The organism is Shewanella pneumatophori (assembly GCF_023283895.1).
Taxonomy (GTDB): domain Bacteria; phylum Pseudomonadota; class Gammaproteobacteria; order Enterobacterales; family Shewanellaceae; genus Shewanella; species Shewanella pneumatophori.
In genome coordinates this window covers 143,362-158,215 of record NZ_JAKILB010000009.1, presented here as the reverse complement: position 1 = coordinate 158,215, position 14,854 = coordinate 143,362, and the positions used below count along the sequence as shown (strand labels likewise).

General features: G+C 42.3%; 12 protein-coding genes and 2 tRNA genes. 10 read left to right on the top strand and 4 right to left on the bottom strand.

The window, feature by feature from the left end:
* The first annotated feature begins 29 nt into the window (after nucleotides 1–29).
* Both L2740_RS15140 and L2740_RS15135 read left to right on the top strand, forming a co-directional pair.
* Nucleotides 30–105 (top strand) — tRNA-Glu (locus L2740_RS15140).
* Nucleotides 106–150: 45 nt separating this feature from the next.
* Nucleotides 151–226: transfer RNA gene (locus L2740_RS15135), tRNA-Ala, on the top strand.
* A 527-nt stretch (nucleotides 227–753) separates the two neighbouring features.
* Here L2740_RS15135 and L2740_RS15130 read toward each other — a convergent pair.
* Complete coding sequence (locus tag L2740_RS15130) at nucleotides 754–2,583, bottom strand: ABC transporter ATP-binding protein (protein WP_248950957.1); 1,830 nt, start codon at nucleotides 2,581–2,583, stop codon at nucleotides 754–756.
* A gap of 187 nt (nucleotides 2,584–2,770) precedes the next feature.
* Here L2740_RS15130 and L2740_RS15125 point away from each other — a divergent pair, with 187 nt between their 5' ends.
* From L2740_RS15125 to sstT, 7 genes are all read left to right on the top strand, one after another.
* A complete protein-coding gene (locus L2740_RS15125) occupies nucleotides 2,771–4,258 on the top strand; it encodes an Ada metal-binding domain-containing protein (protein ID WP_248950956.1) in 1,488 nt (495 codons plus the stop codon).
* Nucleotides 4,258–4,806, top strand: a complete 549-nt coding sequence (locus L2740_RS15120; RefSeq protein WP_248950955.1) for a methylated-DNA--[protein]-cysteine S-methyltransferase — start codon at nucleotides 4,258–4,260, stop codon at nucleotides 4,804–4,806. The genes L2740_RS15125 and L2740_RS15120 overlap by 1 nt, the downstream gene beginning before the upstream one ends.
* A 209-nt stretch (nucleotides 4,807–5,015) precedes the next feature.
* Nucleotides 5,016–6,311, top strand: a complete 1,296-nt coding sequence (locus tag L2740_RS15115) for a DEAD/DEAH box helicase (RefSeq protein WP_248950954.1) — start codon at nucleotides 5,016–5,018, stop codon at nucleotides 6,309–6,311.
* A gap of 219 nt (nucleotides 6,312–6,530) precedes the next feature.
* Nucleotides 6,531–7,001, top strand: coding sequence for a dual specificity protein phosphatase family protein (locus tag L2740_RS15110; protein ID WP_248471205.1), 471 nt, complete (start codon nucleotides 6,531–6,533; stop codon nucleotides 6,999–7,001).
* A 26-nt stretch (nucleotides 7,002–7,027) separates the two neighbouring features.
* Complete coding sequence (locus L2740_RS15105; RefSeq protein WP_248950953.1) at nucleotides 7,028–8,569, top strand: phospholipase D family protein; 1,542 nt, start codon at nucleotides 7,028–7,030, stop codon at nucleotides 8,567–8,569.
* A gap of 66 nt (nucleotides 8,570–8,635) precedes the next feature.
* The gene (locus tag L2740_RS15100; protein ID WP_248950952.1) at nucleotides 8,636–9,562 is read left to right on the top strand and encodes a chemotaxis protein CheV; all 927 of its coding nucleotides are present in this window, start codon (nucleotides 8,636–8,638) and stop codon (nucleotides 9,560–9,562) included.
* 185 nt (nucleotides 9,563–9,747) lie between these two features.
* Nucleotides 9,748–10,971, top strand: a complete 1,224-nt coding sequence (gene sstT, locus L2740_RS15095; RefSeq protein WP_248950951.1) for a serine/threonine transporter SstT — start codon at nucleotides 9,748–9,750, stop codon at nucleotides 10,969–10,971.
* 105 nt (nucleotides 10,972–11,076) lie between these two features.
* Here sstT and L2740_RS15090 read toward each other — a convergent pair whose 3' ends face one another.
* Entirely contained in the window at nucleotides 11,077–12,447 is a 1,371-nt protein-coding gene (locus L2740_RS15090) for a Gfo/Idh/MocA family oxidoreductase (protein WP_248950950.1), read from the bottom strand.
* A 514-nt stretch (nucleotides 12,448–12,961) separates the two neighbouring features.
* Here L2740_RS15090 and L2740_RS15085 point away from each other — a divergent pair.
* Nucleotides 12,962–13,372, top strand: coding sequence for a hypothetical protein (locus tag L2740_RS15085; protein WP_248950949.1), 411 nt, complete (start codon nucleotides 12,962–12,964; stop codon nucleotides 13,370–13,372).
* Nucleotides 13,373–13,434: 62 nt separating this feature from the next.
* On the opposite strand, the gene L2740_RS15080 is transcribed toward L2740_RS15085, so the two are convergent.
* Nucleotides 13,435–14,088, bottom strand: coding sequence for an RluA family pseudouridine synthase (locus L2740_RS15080; protein WP_248950948.1), 654 nt, complete (start codon nucleotides 14,086–14,088; stop codon nucleotides 13,435–13,437).
* A 105-nt stretch (nucleotides 14,089–14,193) separates the two neighbouring features.
* Entirely contained in the window at nucleotides 14,194–14,787 is a 594-nt protein-coding gene (locus L2740_RS15075) for an acyl carrier protein phosphodiesterase (protein ID WP_248471213.1), read from the bottom strand.
* Nucleotides 14,788–14,854: the final 67 nt, after the last annotated feature.

Here is a 14,854-nt window from a genome sequence, read left to right as displayed (position 1 = left end):
CTCTTTGGTAGAGTATAACGCCAGTCCGGGTCCCCTTCGTCTAGAGGCCTAGGACACCGCCCTTTCACGGCGGTAACAGGGGTTCGAATCCCCTAGGGGATACCACTATTTTAAATTCGTGTTTTAATAACATGAATGTTTACCAGAAATGGGGCCTTAGCTCAGCTGGGAGAGCGCAACACTGGCAGTGTTGAGGTCAGCGGTTCGATCCCGCTAGGCTCCACCATATTACTGTTCAAAGCAGTAAGTGAAAAAACCACCTTAGGGTGGTTTTTTTATGTCTTTAATTTAGCTGTTGTACTCGCATCTTGCTTAAGGCTTCTATATGCCTTTCCTATCTTAATACCTTTCATTTTTATCCATCGTTATAGCAATCTACACTTCAGAGATTCTCGGTATGTATTTAGTTATTCCCTTTAATTTATAACTGGTTTTATAGGAAGGGGAGGGAAGTTAGCTGCAAAGGTTAGGTCACTTTCATTATTAGAGCAGGCTGTGAACCTTTGATTATTTGATTTTGAATTGCGGCAGAATAAGCAAGTTTTTATCAGGCTAGAATTACCTAAGAAGAAATAGAGAGTAGTAATAGCTACTCCAATATCTAAGGTACTAATTTAATAGACGAAGGCAGATCTGTAGCGTTATTACCGACTGTTGGCATATCGTGTTTGTAAAAAAGCCATCATTGTGATGGCTTTTCTATATTTGAGGATGCTTTGCAAAAGCATTAGGCTAAGCAACATCTAGTCAATGTTAATCTACGCCGAGGAAACCGCCAGTCTGATGGGCCCAAAGCTGCGCGTAGATCCCACCAGAATTGATTAGCTCTTGGTGGCTACCTTGCTCAACAATTTTACCTTCATCCAACACAATTAATCTGTCCATTGCTGCAATGGTTGATAATCGGTGCGCGATGGCAATAACAGTTTTACCTTGCATTAGCTGATACAAGCTTTCTTGAATTGCAGCTTCCACTTCAGAATCGAGTGCTGATGTGGCTTCATCAAGTAGCAAGATCGGTGCATTTTTAAGTAACACACGTGCAATAGCGATACGTTGACGCTGGCCTCCTGATAACTTCACGCCGCGCTCACCCACTTGCGCATCAAGCCCTGTATTGCCTTCTGGATCGCTTAACGTTTGAATAAATTCATAAGCTTGTGAATTCCTAATTGCAGCTTCTAGCTCTTCATCACTAGCATCAGGGTTACCATAAAGAATATTGTCTCGAATAGAGCGATGTAACAGCGAAGTATCTTGGGTCACCATACCGATATGAGCGCGCAGAGAATCTTGAGTGACCTCGGTAATATTTTGCTTATCGATAGCAATATTGCCTGACTCAACATCATGAAAGCGCATTAATAGATTAACCAAGGTTGACTTACCAGCACCAGAGCGGCCGACTAAGCCGACTTTTTCACCTGGCTTAATGTTCAAGTTTAGCTGGTCGATAACACCTGTATTCTCACCATAGTGAAAACTGACATTATTGAAATCGATGCCGCCTTTACTGACGTTAAGCGCCGGGGCATTATCGATGTCATTAATCTCTGTTGGTTTAGATAGGGTATTCATGCCATCAGCAACCGTGCCGATATTTTCAAATAGTGAGCTGATCTCCCACATGATCCACTGCGACATGCCGTTTAGTCTTAGAGCCAGACTGATCGCAATCGCTATTGCGCCAACGGTAATGGCATCATCACGCCATAACCATATAGAGACTGCTGCAATAGAGAACGCAAGTATGTAATTGATAACCTGTACACTGACATTAATCCAAGTCACTAAACGCATCTGTTTATACACGGTCTCTAAAAAGGTGCGCATACTGCCTTTGGCGTATTCCGCTTCTTTTTGGGTGTGTGAAAACAGCTTTACGGTAGCAATGTTAGTGTAACTATCGACGATACGGCCTGTCATAGTTGAGCGAGCATCGGCTTGTTCGGTTGATACTTTTTTAAGTTGTGGCAAAAATCGCCATTGCAAACCTACATAAACAGCTAACCAAATAAGCATTGGGATCATTAATCTAATATCTGCTTTGGCAATCATCACCACCATGGAGGTGAAATAAACCAAGATATAAACCAACACATCCAGCAGTTTAGTTACCGTTTCACGAACAGCGAGAGAGGTTTGCATCACCTTAGTTGCAACGCGGCCTGCAAAGTCATTTTGGTAGAATGACACGCTTTGCTTTAATAGATAGCGATGAGCTAACCATCTGATAGACATAGGGTAGTTGCCTAGCAAGCCTTGATAAACTATCAGAGCATGCAATAAGGTCACTAGTGGGATCACGACAAGAACCAATACGGTCATACCGAGTAAGCGTGCGCCTTCTTGCTCAAATAAAGTCTCTGGATCATGTTGAACTAGTAAGTCGACCAGATCGCCCATAAAGCCAAATAGCGATACTTCAAGGATCGCGAGTAATGCGGTCAAAATCGACATAATAACCAGCGGTACTTCAAAACCACGAGTGTAGTGGCGGCAAAAAGCGTAGATCCCTTGCGGCGGTTGTTGTGGTTCTTTGCTAGGCAGTGGATCGACCCAAGACTCAAATCGTTTGAACATGTTTTTACTCAGTTTTATAGAAAAGTTAGAAAAATCTAATGAATCGATAGCATATAGGATTACTTAGATTAAGTGTATACAAAGCAGTGTAACTAAATATTCTTTATATTCAGTTCCGTTTTCCGCTAGTTCGCAATCAGCATGTTGCGTACTATTGTTGCCATTAAATGAGTTCTAGAGGCCAAAAATGGTGCAGCATAATTGTCAGACTGATCTCCAAGCTTGCCGTAAAGCAAGGCTTACTCGCGATCCACGTTTTGATGGGCAATTCTTTATAGGCGTAGTAACGACTAAAATTTATTGCCGGCCAATTTGTCCTGCGGTTAGCCCAAAAGAGCAAAACGTAAGATATTTTGACACTGCACTACAGGCCGCTAATGCAGGCTTACGACCTTGTCTTCGTTGTCGACCCGATAGTGCACCGCAATCTTATGCATGGAAAGGAACACAAACCACACTCGATAGAGCAAAAGCTTTGATCGATAGTGGCGCGATGTCAGGACAAGATGGTGAGACTGTAGAAAGTTTATCGATTAGATTAGGCATTAGTAGCCGTTATTTAAGAAAGCTATTTCAAGATAAGCTTGGTACATCGGTGAAATCTTATGCTCAATATCAACAACTGATGTTAGCTAAGCAACTGCTGCATCAAACTAAGCTGAGCATTACCCAAGTGGCATTTGCAGCAGGCTTTAATAGCATTCGCCGCTTTAACGAAGTGTTTCAACAGACATTACAGCTAACACCTAGTGATTTACGTAAAAAAGCAACCATCACCAGTGATGCAACTAAAGCTGAATTGCTTGAAACGAAAGGGCGTATTGCATTGAACTTACAATTGAGCTTTAGACCACCGTTTAGTTGGCCTGAGCAGCACCACTTTTATCAAGTTCGTGCGGTGCAAAACATGGAATGGCTAAATGACGAGTTGAGTTATGGCCGCAGTTTCACAATTAATGAGGTAAGTGGTTACTTCAATGCTAGGCTCGACAGCGCTGCAAACCTATTTAATGTTGAAATTGTATTAGAAGATGATAGCGCATTGGCACAACTTGGTTTGATTATCAACGAGATCCGTAGAGTACTAGATCTTAATGCCAATATTGCACAAATAGATAATGCATTACGCGAGTTAACGCCTATCAGCAGCTTAATGCGTAAAGGGTTAAGGTTGCCCGGTGTTTGGTCGGCATTTGAAGCTGGCTGTCGCGCAGTGCTTGGCCAGCAAGTTAGTATTGTACAAGCATCAAAATTACTTAATCAGTTAGTGCTCGCTTATGGCGAAGAGCGCACTATAGGTGATAGGAGAGTTAAGCTTTTCCCTACACCAGCAGTGATTGCTACTGCAGAATTAAACGAGCTGAGAATGCCCGGCGCCAGAAAGAAAGCACTGAATGCACTTGCTCAATTCGTAACAGAAAATCCAGATACTGATTTAGCCGATTGGTTATCAATTAAAGGTATTGGTCCATGGACAGTGGCTTACGCCAAAATGCGTGGCCAGAGTGACCCAGATGTTTTGCTATGTGGCGATCTAGTGGTAAAAAAACGAATTTTAGCCTTGTATGCTGAGCAAGGTTTAAAGTGTGATAATTACACTGAAATAACCGAGTCTTTGGCAAAACAAATCGCCCCTTGGGGGAGCTATTTAACTTTTCAATTGTGGAGCCTTTGATGATGAGCAAAATCGATCCTATTGCCAAACTTAACTTCCAAACAAGTTATGGACAGCTCTCCCTTTGCGCTAACGCCCAAGGCCTAACCCACCTTAACTTTATTCCTAGTGCAGAGGATGAATGGCAAACTCGCGAAGTTGATAATCAACAGATCATCGATAACCGTGACGGAATTGTAGATAAGCAGGAATTGGCAGTTGCTGAGCAACATTTAGCGCAAGCCCAACAAGAGCTGATGGAATACTTTGCGCAAAAGCGACAGCATTTTGAGGTGGCACTTGCGCCAAAAGGCACCGAGTTTCAAAAACAGGTGTGGCAAGCGTTAACAGAGCTAGAGCACTGTCAAAGCTGCAGTTACGGCGAGATTGCCTGTAAAATCGATAGACCCAAAGCGGTTAGGGCCGTAGGTACCGCAAATGGAGCGAATCCGATAGCCATTATTGTGCCTTGCCATAGAGTCATTGGTAAAAATGGCACATTAACGGGTTATGCTTATGGTTTAGCGTTGAAGCAAAAGTTACTTAAGCTTGAGGGCTTATCTGTTTAGTTCATTCATTTGGGCTTAACTTTCCATGATTCATTCTTGGCTTTTCACTTTTTGGATTCATTGTGAGGGCACACTTATATAGCCGTTTATAAAAATGCTTTTTGAGCTGTGGTGACACGCAAACCGGTGCACTAAGAAATATAAGCTTTTAAGCCGATATTAGCGTAGAATAAGCGCCTTATTTTTGATTAGGCATTAACCTGTAAATTATGACTCAGCCAGTATCTTCAATCGACAACGTAATAACTCACAGCGACTTTACTCAACTAGGGCTGATCCCTGAGTTGCTTGAGACCTTAAAACTGCTGAGTTATACCACGCCAACTCCTATTCAGTCGCACATGATCCCAGCTGTGATTGCTGGCAAAGACGTTCTCGGTGGTGCAAAAACAGGTTCGGGTAAAACAGCGGCATTTGCCTTACCGATTATTCAAAAGCTTGCAAAGGCAGAACCTCGTAAAGCAGGCAGTAACTTCGTTTCTTGCTTAGTATTAGTGCCAACTCGTGAATTGGCCCAGCAAGTTAGCGACAGCTTTATGCGTTACTCGCAGCTTATTAAGCCTAATCTAAAAACACTTTCGGTATATGGTGGCGTGTCGACTAACACCCAAATGCAAAGCTTGCGTGGCGGCGCAGATATTGTGGTTGCAACGCCTGGCCGTTTAATCGATCTTATTTCAAGTAATGCACTTAAATTAGATAAGACCCACACCTTAGTGTTAGATGAAGCTGATCGCATGTTAAGCCTTGGTTTTACCGAAGAGCTTAATGAGCTGTTAGGCAAATTACCCAAAGCTAAGCAAACCTTATTGTTTTCGGCAACGTTTCCAGAAGAAGTACGTGAACTGACTAGCTCACTACTTAATAACCCTGTTGAAGTTCAGCTACAGGATGAAGAGGAAACGACATTAGTACAGCGCGTTATTACCGTTAACCGTAACCGTAAAACAGCGTTGCTAGCACAATTGATTAAAGACAATCAGTGGCAACAAGTGTTGATTTTTGCCAGTGCCAAATACAGCTGTAACCGATTAGCACAAAAGTTAGAAAATGCGGGTATTACTGCAGAAGTATTTCATAGCGACAAAGGTCAAGGCGCGCGTAACCGTGTACTAGACGGCTTTAAATCTGGTGAAATCAGTGTGTTAATTGCAACTGATATTGCGGCTCGTGGTATCGATATTGAAAAGCTGCCGATTGTGATTAACTTTGAGTTACCAAGAAGCCCAGCCGACTATATGCACCGTATTGGCCGAAGTGGTCGTGCAGGTGAGGCGGGTTTAGCAATGAGCTTAATTTCTCATGATGAATACCAACACTTTAAGTTGATTGAAAAGAAAAATAAAATTCGCCTAGAACGTGAGCAGATCCCGGGATTTGAAGCTGATCTTGAAGCACCTGAAGATTGTCCCTCTCGCGATGCTAAGCCGATGGCAAAGCCTGCTGGTACTGGCAAAAAACACCGTAAAAAAATCAATGCTGAGGTTTGGGGCAAAAAGTCTTAAATCAGCTATTCAACTTAAAAATTAGGGACTCTTATTGAGTCCTTTTTTGTATTCAGCGATATCAGTATAAGGATTTAGCTGCTATTTTGCGGCCTAGCGTCAAATTTTCATCATAGGTTGTAGTGCTCGGTAATAAAGCAATAGCGCACCATGGCGGCTTTAGGTATGCTCTTGTCGATTTACCGTCTGTTAAAATACATTTTTTACCTAGGAAACACTATGCAGCACCTATTTTGGTTAGTAGAGGGGCAAATTGCAGGACGCAGTGGGCCGAACAAAGACCCTTGGGATCTTGCACAGATAAAAGCATCGGGTGTTGATGCAATTTTATCGGTCAATCATGGTGAAGAGTGCAACGCACAAGAGATTGCAGACTTAGGTTTAGACTACCTATGTGTGCCGTTTTCAAGCAACATTCCGCCTAAAGAAGAAGATCTAGCACTTTGTACTGAGCAAGTACCTAAAGCGCTGGCTTTTATTAGGCAATGTGAGCAACAAGACAAAACCGTATTAATCCACTGTCGCTCAGGCAAAGATCGCACCGGTCTTATTATGGCTTACTATTTGATGGATAACGGCGCAGCACCACTTCACGCCGTTAGCCAAGTTAGGGCTGTTCGAGATATTGCATTTAGCTCTGAAGGTTGGGATCAATTTGCATTTGATGTGCTTTATGCGCTACAAGATTAACTAAGGTTCGCAAACAGAATAATAAAATGAATGCAAAAGGATTGCAGACGTTCACTCCACTAAAGTTACTCCTTATTTGGGCAGTTTGGGTTTTAACCGGCTGCCAATCTTCTGCTGTTTTTCCCGATAAAATCATTTCAACTCAACTTATGCCGCAAAAAGACTGGCCCCTTGTGAGTTATCTGCAAGATGATCTCAAGGCTCAACCAGGTTTAACCGGTGTTTTACCTCTTGCCGATGGGGTTGATGCCTTAATTGCTCGTTTGGCGCTAGTGAGCGCCGCGAGTGCTAGCATCGATATGCAATATTATATCTATCGTGGTGACGACAGTGGTCGCTTACTGATGTGGCATTTAATTGAAGCTGCTGAGCGCGGGGTAAGGGTCAGGATTTTACTTGATGATATGGCGATTAAAGATGCTGATGAAGCACTTGCCATGTTGGCGCAGCACAAAAATATTCAAGTACGTTTATATAACCCTTCTTTTGAACGTAGTTTTCGTAATCTTGCATTTGTTGCTGGATTTTCTCGGCTAAATCATCGTATGCACAATAAGTCATTAACCGTCGACAACGCGATCACCATAGTTGGTGGGCGTAATATTGGTAATGAGTACTTTTCTAATAATACCGAGGTTGAGTTTGGCGATTTTGATTTAATGGCAATTGGTGAAGTGGTAGGCCAGGTATCAGATCAATTTGATTTATATTGGAATGCACCTATCAGCGTTGAGATTAATGCACTTACCGTTCACAGCGTTAGTGATAAACAAGCAGCTGAAGAACTGAGTGGAGTTGCAGCTGAAAAGTCAGCCTATAGCGCTAACCCCTATATTGAGCGCTTATTGCAAAGTGAGTTAATTCCGCAAATGCAAACTAATAGCTTAAGTTGGTATTGGGGGCCGACAACACTGGTTTTTGATCAACCCGATAAACAGAATCACAGCTCTGAAACAGACAGTATTTTAGCTGACTTGAGTGCGTTTTTAGCGAACGCTCAAGATGAAGTGATTTTGGTGTCACCGTATTTTGTGCCGACTAAAGCGGGTACTGACAGCATAATCGAAACCGTTAATAGAGGTATAGATATTACAATATTAACCAATAGCTTGGCGGCAACTGATGTCCTTGCTGTGCATGCAGGTTACAGGCAATACAGACAACGCCTGTTAGAAGCTGGGGTGAAGATCTTTGAGGTGAAAGCGAATCCAGATATTAAAAAAACCAGTAGTTGGAGTGGCAGCTCTAAAAGTAGCTTACATGCTAAAACCTTTATAACAGATAGGCGTTCGGTATTTGTTGGCTCGTTTAATTTTGATCCTCGCTCTGCTTGGCTAAATACTGAGATGGGGCTAATTGTAGACAATAAGCAGCTGGCTCAAGAAATCGTTGATGACTTAACAAATAATCTAGCGAAAAGCGCATATCGTTTGGCTGTAGAAGATGATGAACTTGTCTGGTTTGATGATTTTAATCAACGTAAAATTCATACTGAACCAGATGCCGGGCTATGGCGTAAATTTCTTGTCGATTGCATCGCTTTATTGCCAATCGAGTCTCAGCTTTAATTGTGCGGTTTAGTCGCTTAGGTTAGAGTTTCTAATATAAAATAATATTCTTATGGCGGCACGAGTATGGACGCAATAACTAAAAGTAAACCCAAGAGTAAAGCGAATCAATCTCAGGGGTTGTTGCTATTTAAACTATCACATACTCAGCTGTTTGCTCTAGGCACACTGAAAATCCGTGAGCTAGTGCCTTATAGCCCACTCAGCGCGATCCCTCATTCTCACCCTACCATTTTAGGCGCTGCGACCATTCGCGGCGCAACTATCCCTATTATTGATATGGCTGCAGCGATTGGCTATCGTCCGATCACTGAGGAAGAACGCAAGGATAGCTATATCATTATCACTGATTGCCAAAGGATGGTGATTGGTTTTTTGGTTCGTTCTATCGATAAAATTATTGAATGTAACTGGCGTGATATTGAAAAGCCGCCAACGACATTGGGCAAAAATGCCTTTCTTACTGGCGTAACTAAAATTGATGACAAGTTGGTACAGCTACTTGATGTGGAGTTACTGCTGTCTAAGGTGTTCCCCCTCAGTCCTGAAACCACAAGAGCTATTTTAACTGATGTGCAGCGCGAATATTTAAAGCCGATGAATATCTTACTCGTGGATGACTCTAAAGTTGCGCGTAAGCAGCTCAGTGACGCCCTTGATAGCATCAATATTCCTTATCAGGTTACCGCAGACGGTAAAGAGGCGCTGGCAATTATGGAACAAGCAGAGCGTGAGCGTCAGCCAATTAATATTTTAGTCAGTGATATCGAAATGCCAGGTCTAGATGGTTATGAATTGGCATTTGAAGTTAAGAACAATCCTGCCATCGCAGCAGCCTATATTATCTTACATACTTCACTGTCGAGTGAGATCAGTGTCAGTCAAGCCCATCAAGTCGGTGCTAATGAAGCATTAACTAAATTTTGTGCTCATGAATTGATAGAAGCCATGCTACGAGGAGCTGAAAAAGCCTCTGCAAACTCGAATCTTTAGGACCTTATTAGCAAGATGTTAACCGTGAGTAATTTAAAGCGCTAATTGCCTAGCAAAGGTAGACAATACTTGCTGCATCCGATACAAACTGTATAGAAGGGAGATTGACGCTATATAAAAGGCACAAATCATAAGCGGCCTTTGTATTAGGGTTTCTACATACTATAAAAATGACAGGTTAAGTAATGAATCAAAAACCATCTTTGTTTGCCAAGTTGGCAGACGGCAGTTTAGTGTTACAAATTCTTATTGGTATTATCGCAGGTGTTGCTTTAGCTACGGTATCAAAAACCGGTGCAGAAAACGTTGCGTTTTTAGGGCAATTATTTGTTGGCGCGCTAAAAGCAATTGCACCTGTGTTAGTTTTCATTTTGGTTGCGGCATCGATTGCCAATCAAAAGAAAAATGCTAAAACCAATATGCGTCCGATCGTAATTTTATACTTATTTGGTACGTTTTCGGCTGCAGTAACCGCTGTTTTGATGAGTTTTGCATTTCCAACTACACTTGCGTTGAGTCTAGATGCGGCGCAGGCTAATCCTCCAGAAGGGATTGGCGAGGTTGTTCATACATTATTGTTCCAACTAGTCGATAACCCAGTTAATGCGTTAATGACAGGTAACTACATAGGTATTCTTGCTTGGGGTGTGGGCTTAGGTCTTGCTCTGCATCACGCAACAGATTCAACTAAGCAGGTTTTTGCTGATGTGAGCCATGGTGTGTCGCAAATGGTTCGTTTTATTATCCGCTTAGCACCAATTGGTATTTTCGGTCTAGTGGCTTCAACATTCGCAACCACTGGTTTTGCTGCTATCGCGGGTTATATGCATTTGTTATTAGTGCTGCTTGGTGCAATGGCTATTATGGCCTTGATCATCAACCCTGCGATTGTGTACTTTAAAATACGTCGTAACCCATACCCATTAGTGTTTACTTGTATTCGTGAAAGTGGTGTAACAGCCTTCTTTACTCGCTCAAGTGCGGCCAATATTCCTGTAAACATGGCGCTGTGTGAAAAACTAAAGCTACATGAAGATACTTATTCTGTGTCTATCCCACTTGGCGCCACAATCAACATGGGTGGTGCGGCAATTACCATTACTATTTTGACTTTAGCTGCGGCTAACTCTATGGGCATTCAGGTCGACATTTTGACTGCTATTTTATTGAGTGTGGTTGCGGGTATTTCAGCCTGTGGAGCATCGGGTGTTGCTGGTGGCTCACTGTTACTTATCCCACTAGCATGTAGCTTGTTTGGTATTTCAAATGACGTAGCGATGCAAGTTGTTGCAGTTGGCTTTATTATTGGTGTTATCCAAGATTCGGCTGAAACAGGTTTGAACAGTTCTACAGACGTTATCTTTACCGCTGCGGCATGTGAAGCTGCTGAACGTAAAGAGAATGCGTAATCAGCTAGACGGTGAAACATATTAATCGTTAAACACGGTAAAATATTGCTGAACATTAAAAGCCCACTTCATTGAGTGGGCTTTTTCGTTTGGTCCCCTAAACAGTTATGCGCCAACAATACCGAGTGGTTTTCCAGTCTTCCAAGCGCCGCGAGTAAAGTCAGGAAAGTCCACTGAATTACTACGATTATTAACGGACTCTTCACTGAGAATATTCACTACCGACCAAGCTGCACCGTCGTAAACATCCTGATCGAGTGGCTCGCCATTACGTAAGCAATACACCATGCGCCACAACATTAAAAAGTCCATGCCGCCATGGCCACCGTTACGTTCAGCTTCTTTACCCATCTGCAGCCATAGCGGATGGTCGTATTTGGCATACCAGTTTTCCATATCCATATCCCATTGATGGAAGTTACCAGAGCCACCTTGTTCGACCGCGATTCTATTTGGGAAGCCAGCAAACACACCATTAGTGCCTTGGATGAGATTATGGCGGCTGTATGGACGAGGCGTCGTTGTGTCGTGCTGAACCATAATCGTTCGGCCGTTAACGGTTTTAATGAGCGAAGTGTTCATATCGCCGTTGATATAGTTGAGCTGGTTACGTTCATGGTCTTTTGGGAACTCTCGCTCAGCATATAAGGCACGTCCTAGCGCTGGGGAACTCATTGATGTCAGATAATCAAATCTATCGCCACGGTTGATATTCATATATTGCGATACAGGCCCTAAACCATGAGTAGGGTATAGATTACCGTTACGTTTAGTATGCCAATGTGTGCGCCATGAACCTGTTTTACTATCAATTTCCTTCATCTGCCAGCGTAGCTCATGGATATAAGCTGCTTCGCCATGTAGTAGTTCACCAAATAACCCCTGACGCACCATATTGAGCACCATTAACTCATCGCGGCCGTAGTTGACGTTTTCCATCATCATGCAGTTCTTTTGTGTACGTTCTGCGGTATCGACAATTTGCCAGCACTCTTCAACGGTTAAGGCCAGTGGTACTTCAACGAAAGCGTGCTTACCGCTTTCCATGGTGTCTATAGCCATAGGGGCGTGCCATTCCCAAGGAGTTGAAATGATGACAATATCAATGTCATTTCGACTTAATAAATCTTTATAAGCATCTTCGTTACCAGTATATCGTGCAGGTTTTGCTAGCCCTTGGAATTCAACAAACTCAATGGATTTGTCTAATACTTTGGCGTCGGTGTCACAAATAGCTTTAATTTCGACTCCCTCTAAATGACAAAAATGTTTTACGTGGCCAGAGCCCCGTTGACCGACGCCAATAAAGCCAACCCGCACAATATCCATTTTAGGAGCAATAAGCCCCATCACGGTGTGTTGGTTAGCTGGTTTTTGCTGCACAGCGTTGGCTGTAGATAAAGGAAGTTGTGAAGTAAGAATTCCAGCCGCGGTCACACCAGCTGTTTTTAAAAAGTGTCGGCGATTAAACTTCATTGTAGGTCCTGTAGTGCCAATCAGAATGTTGTGCTTCGGCTATATTGGTACTTGTTTGACTAGAAAGTCCTGGAGCGAACAGCTCATTCAGGAAATCACTATTCTACTTTTCTACTCATTTTGAGCTCGTCTAGCAAAAGTGTTTAGCGTCAGCCAACTTTTACACTGATTGATTTAGTATTATTATTGAACAAGAACACAAGGTTATATCAGATTTTGACCTGAAATAGGTTAAAAACTGGTATGAAGTGTTAAATGCTTGTCTTTTAATGCGCATTGACTAAAGTAATGCATAGAAAGTGATTTATATCGCATTTTTAATTTTTTGTTGCGATACACTCTGATGGTAATTTAAGCGGAGTTTACGACTTTTGAATGAGCACCATTGTTTAGTGACTCTATCTAACCTTTGCAAATTTGTGTTGCTGATTTTAAAAGTAAACTCGAACAATGATTGAATGTGGACTACCAAGATAGCCAACCTACAAATGCTTTTAAATGGAGAAATGAGCTGATGACTCTTGTGCGCAGTAAGACAGATGAAGTTATTCAAATTGAGAAAGGTGCCAAACTCAAGGAGATGGAAATGTCGGTTGTTGAAAAGCGCAAGCGGTTATCCTGGCGAGAAGATGAGATTGCAAATCGTGAGGTTGTTGGTCGTTGGATAGATGAAAGACCATTACTGGGTGATAACATTACTCTTTACAAGCAAGAAGGTAAGTATTTTTTAGAGACTTGGTATTTAGATGGCTGCCATAGCTTAGATGAAATGACGTTCGAGCATACTGATGAAGGCATTAAGCTTGAAGATAAAGGCGGTAATATTTTTGGCGAGTATTTTCTGCTTACCACGTCGAATGATCTAAAGTTTTGTAATTCATCGGATTGTTATTACACGGCAAAAGTCGATGTTGCTGCAGCGTAAATACAGTCAATAGCGGTTGGATTGATTTTAAAGGGGCATAAGCCCCTTTTTTGATCTACCGCTTAAAAAGGATGAGCACTACTAAAATGCATTGGCTTACCCGAATAAGGGTGACTAAAACTTAGTTCTTTGGCATGCAGTTGTAGTCGCTTAGCCGCATTGATTATCGGCTCATCACCATAGAAATCGTCACCTAAAATAGTGTGTCCTAATGCTTGCATGTGCACGCGTAACTGGTGAGTCCTACCGGTTACAGGCTTTAGCTCAACTAAAGATTTATTATCGCCTTGGCTGATCACTTTGTAATGAGTGATTGCTGTTTTACCAGTCTCGCTGACCATCTGTTTAGGTGGATTGGCTTTATCTGCTGCAAGAGCAAGCTCAATAACACCACTTGCATCAGTGAATTTACCCGCTACTTCAGCAATGTAAGTTTTTTGAGTCTGTCTATTCTGAAATTGAGTCTTTAAGCTCGATTCCGCTTTTTTATTACGGGCAAATACCATGATCCCCGATGTGGCACAGTCTAAACGGTGCACCAAAATACAGTCTTTAAACCGTTCTTGTAGACGTGTGAGGGCGCAATCGTGAGTGTATTCAGCGATCCCTGGATTTGAAAGCAAGCCAGAGGGTTTATTGATAACGATAATATCTCGGTCGATATAACGGATATCTAACCAAGGGATACTCGGGGGCTGATAGCTAAATATTTGCATGTGTTCTCCTATTAGGCGGGATTTTAGCAAATACTTAGCTTTTAGACATGTACTTAATGCAATGGTGACTTAGCTTGTGCTGTGTTATTAAACAGAATCCAACAGTTACAGATACTCTGGTGGAGTATTGCGGGTCCATAAACGGCTATAGGCCATTAACTGTGGATAGAAAGTACGAAATGCAATTTCAATATCTGTATCGAGTTTTTTGACACATTCCTGCGCGCCATTAAATATCTCTGGTTTTGATACACGCTTGGCGACAGAAGCTAAAGTTTGATTTAGGCCTTCTCGTGTTTGATAGGCTACCAACCAGTTTTCCTGACGGATTTTTGGTGCGATAGACACTAGTTTTTCTGGCAGTGCATCACAATCGTCAATAGCGTTATAGGCCTTAACCGCAAATTCTTCCAGTGTTTGATGATGATACTCATCCCAGTATTTAGCCAACATATGGTCAAAGCTCAAATCAATAATAATTGGCGCTGCACGAGTCAGTGACTTTGGGAACAATGTCAGTAATTCTTTGGTGATCTCATGGCTGTCAGTCAGTTGGTCTATTTGTCTATGTAGCCATATTCCTTGTTGAAGATGTTTTGGAAAATCTTCGATACTGCCTTTTGCAAAATCGCCAGCGATATTGGCAGCCATTGAGGTCTGGCTATTGTCTGCTAAATGCAGGTGTGCAAGAAAGTTCATATTTTATACTTGGTGATACGCGTACTTCACGGTATCATGCTGCGCGATGCGAAGGAAATTCTTTCTC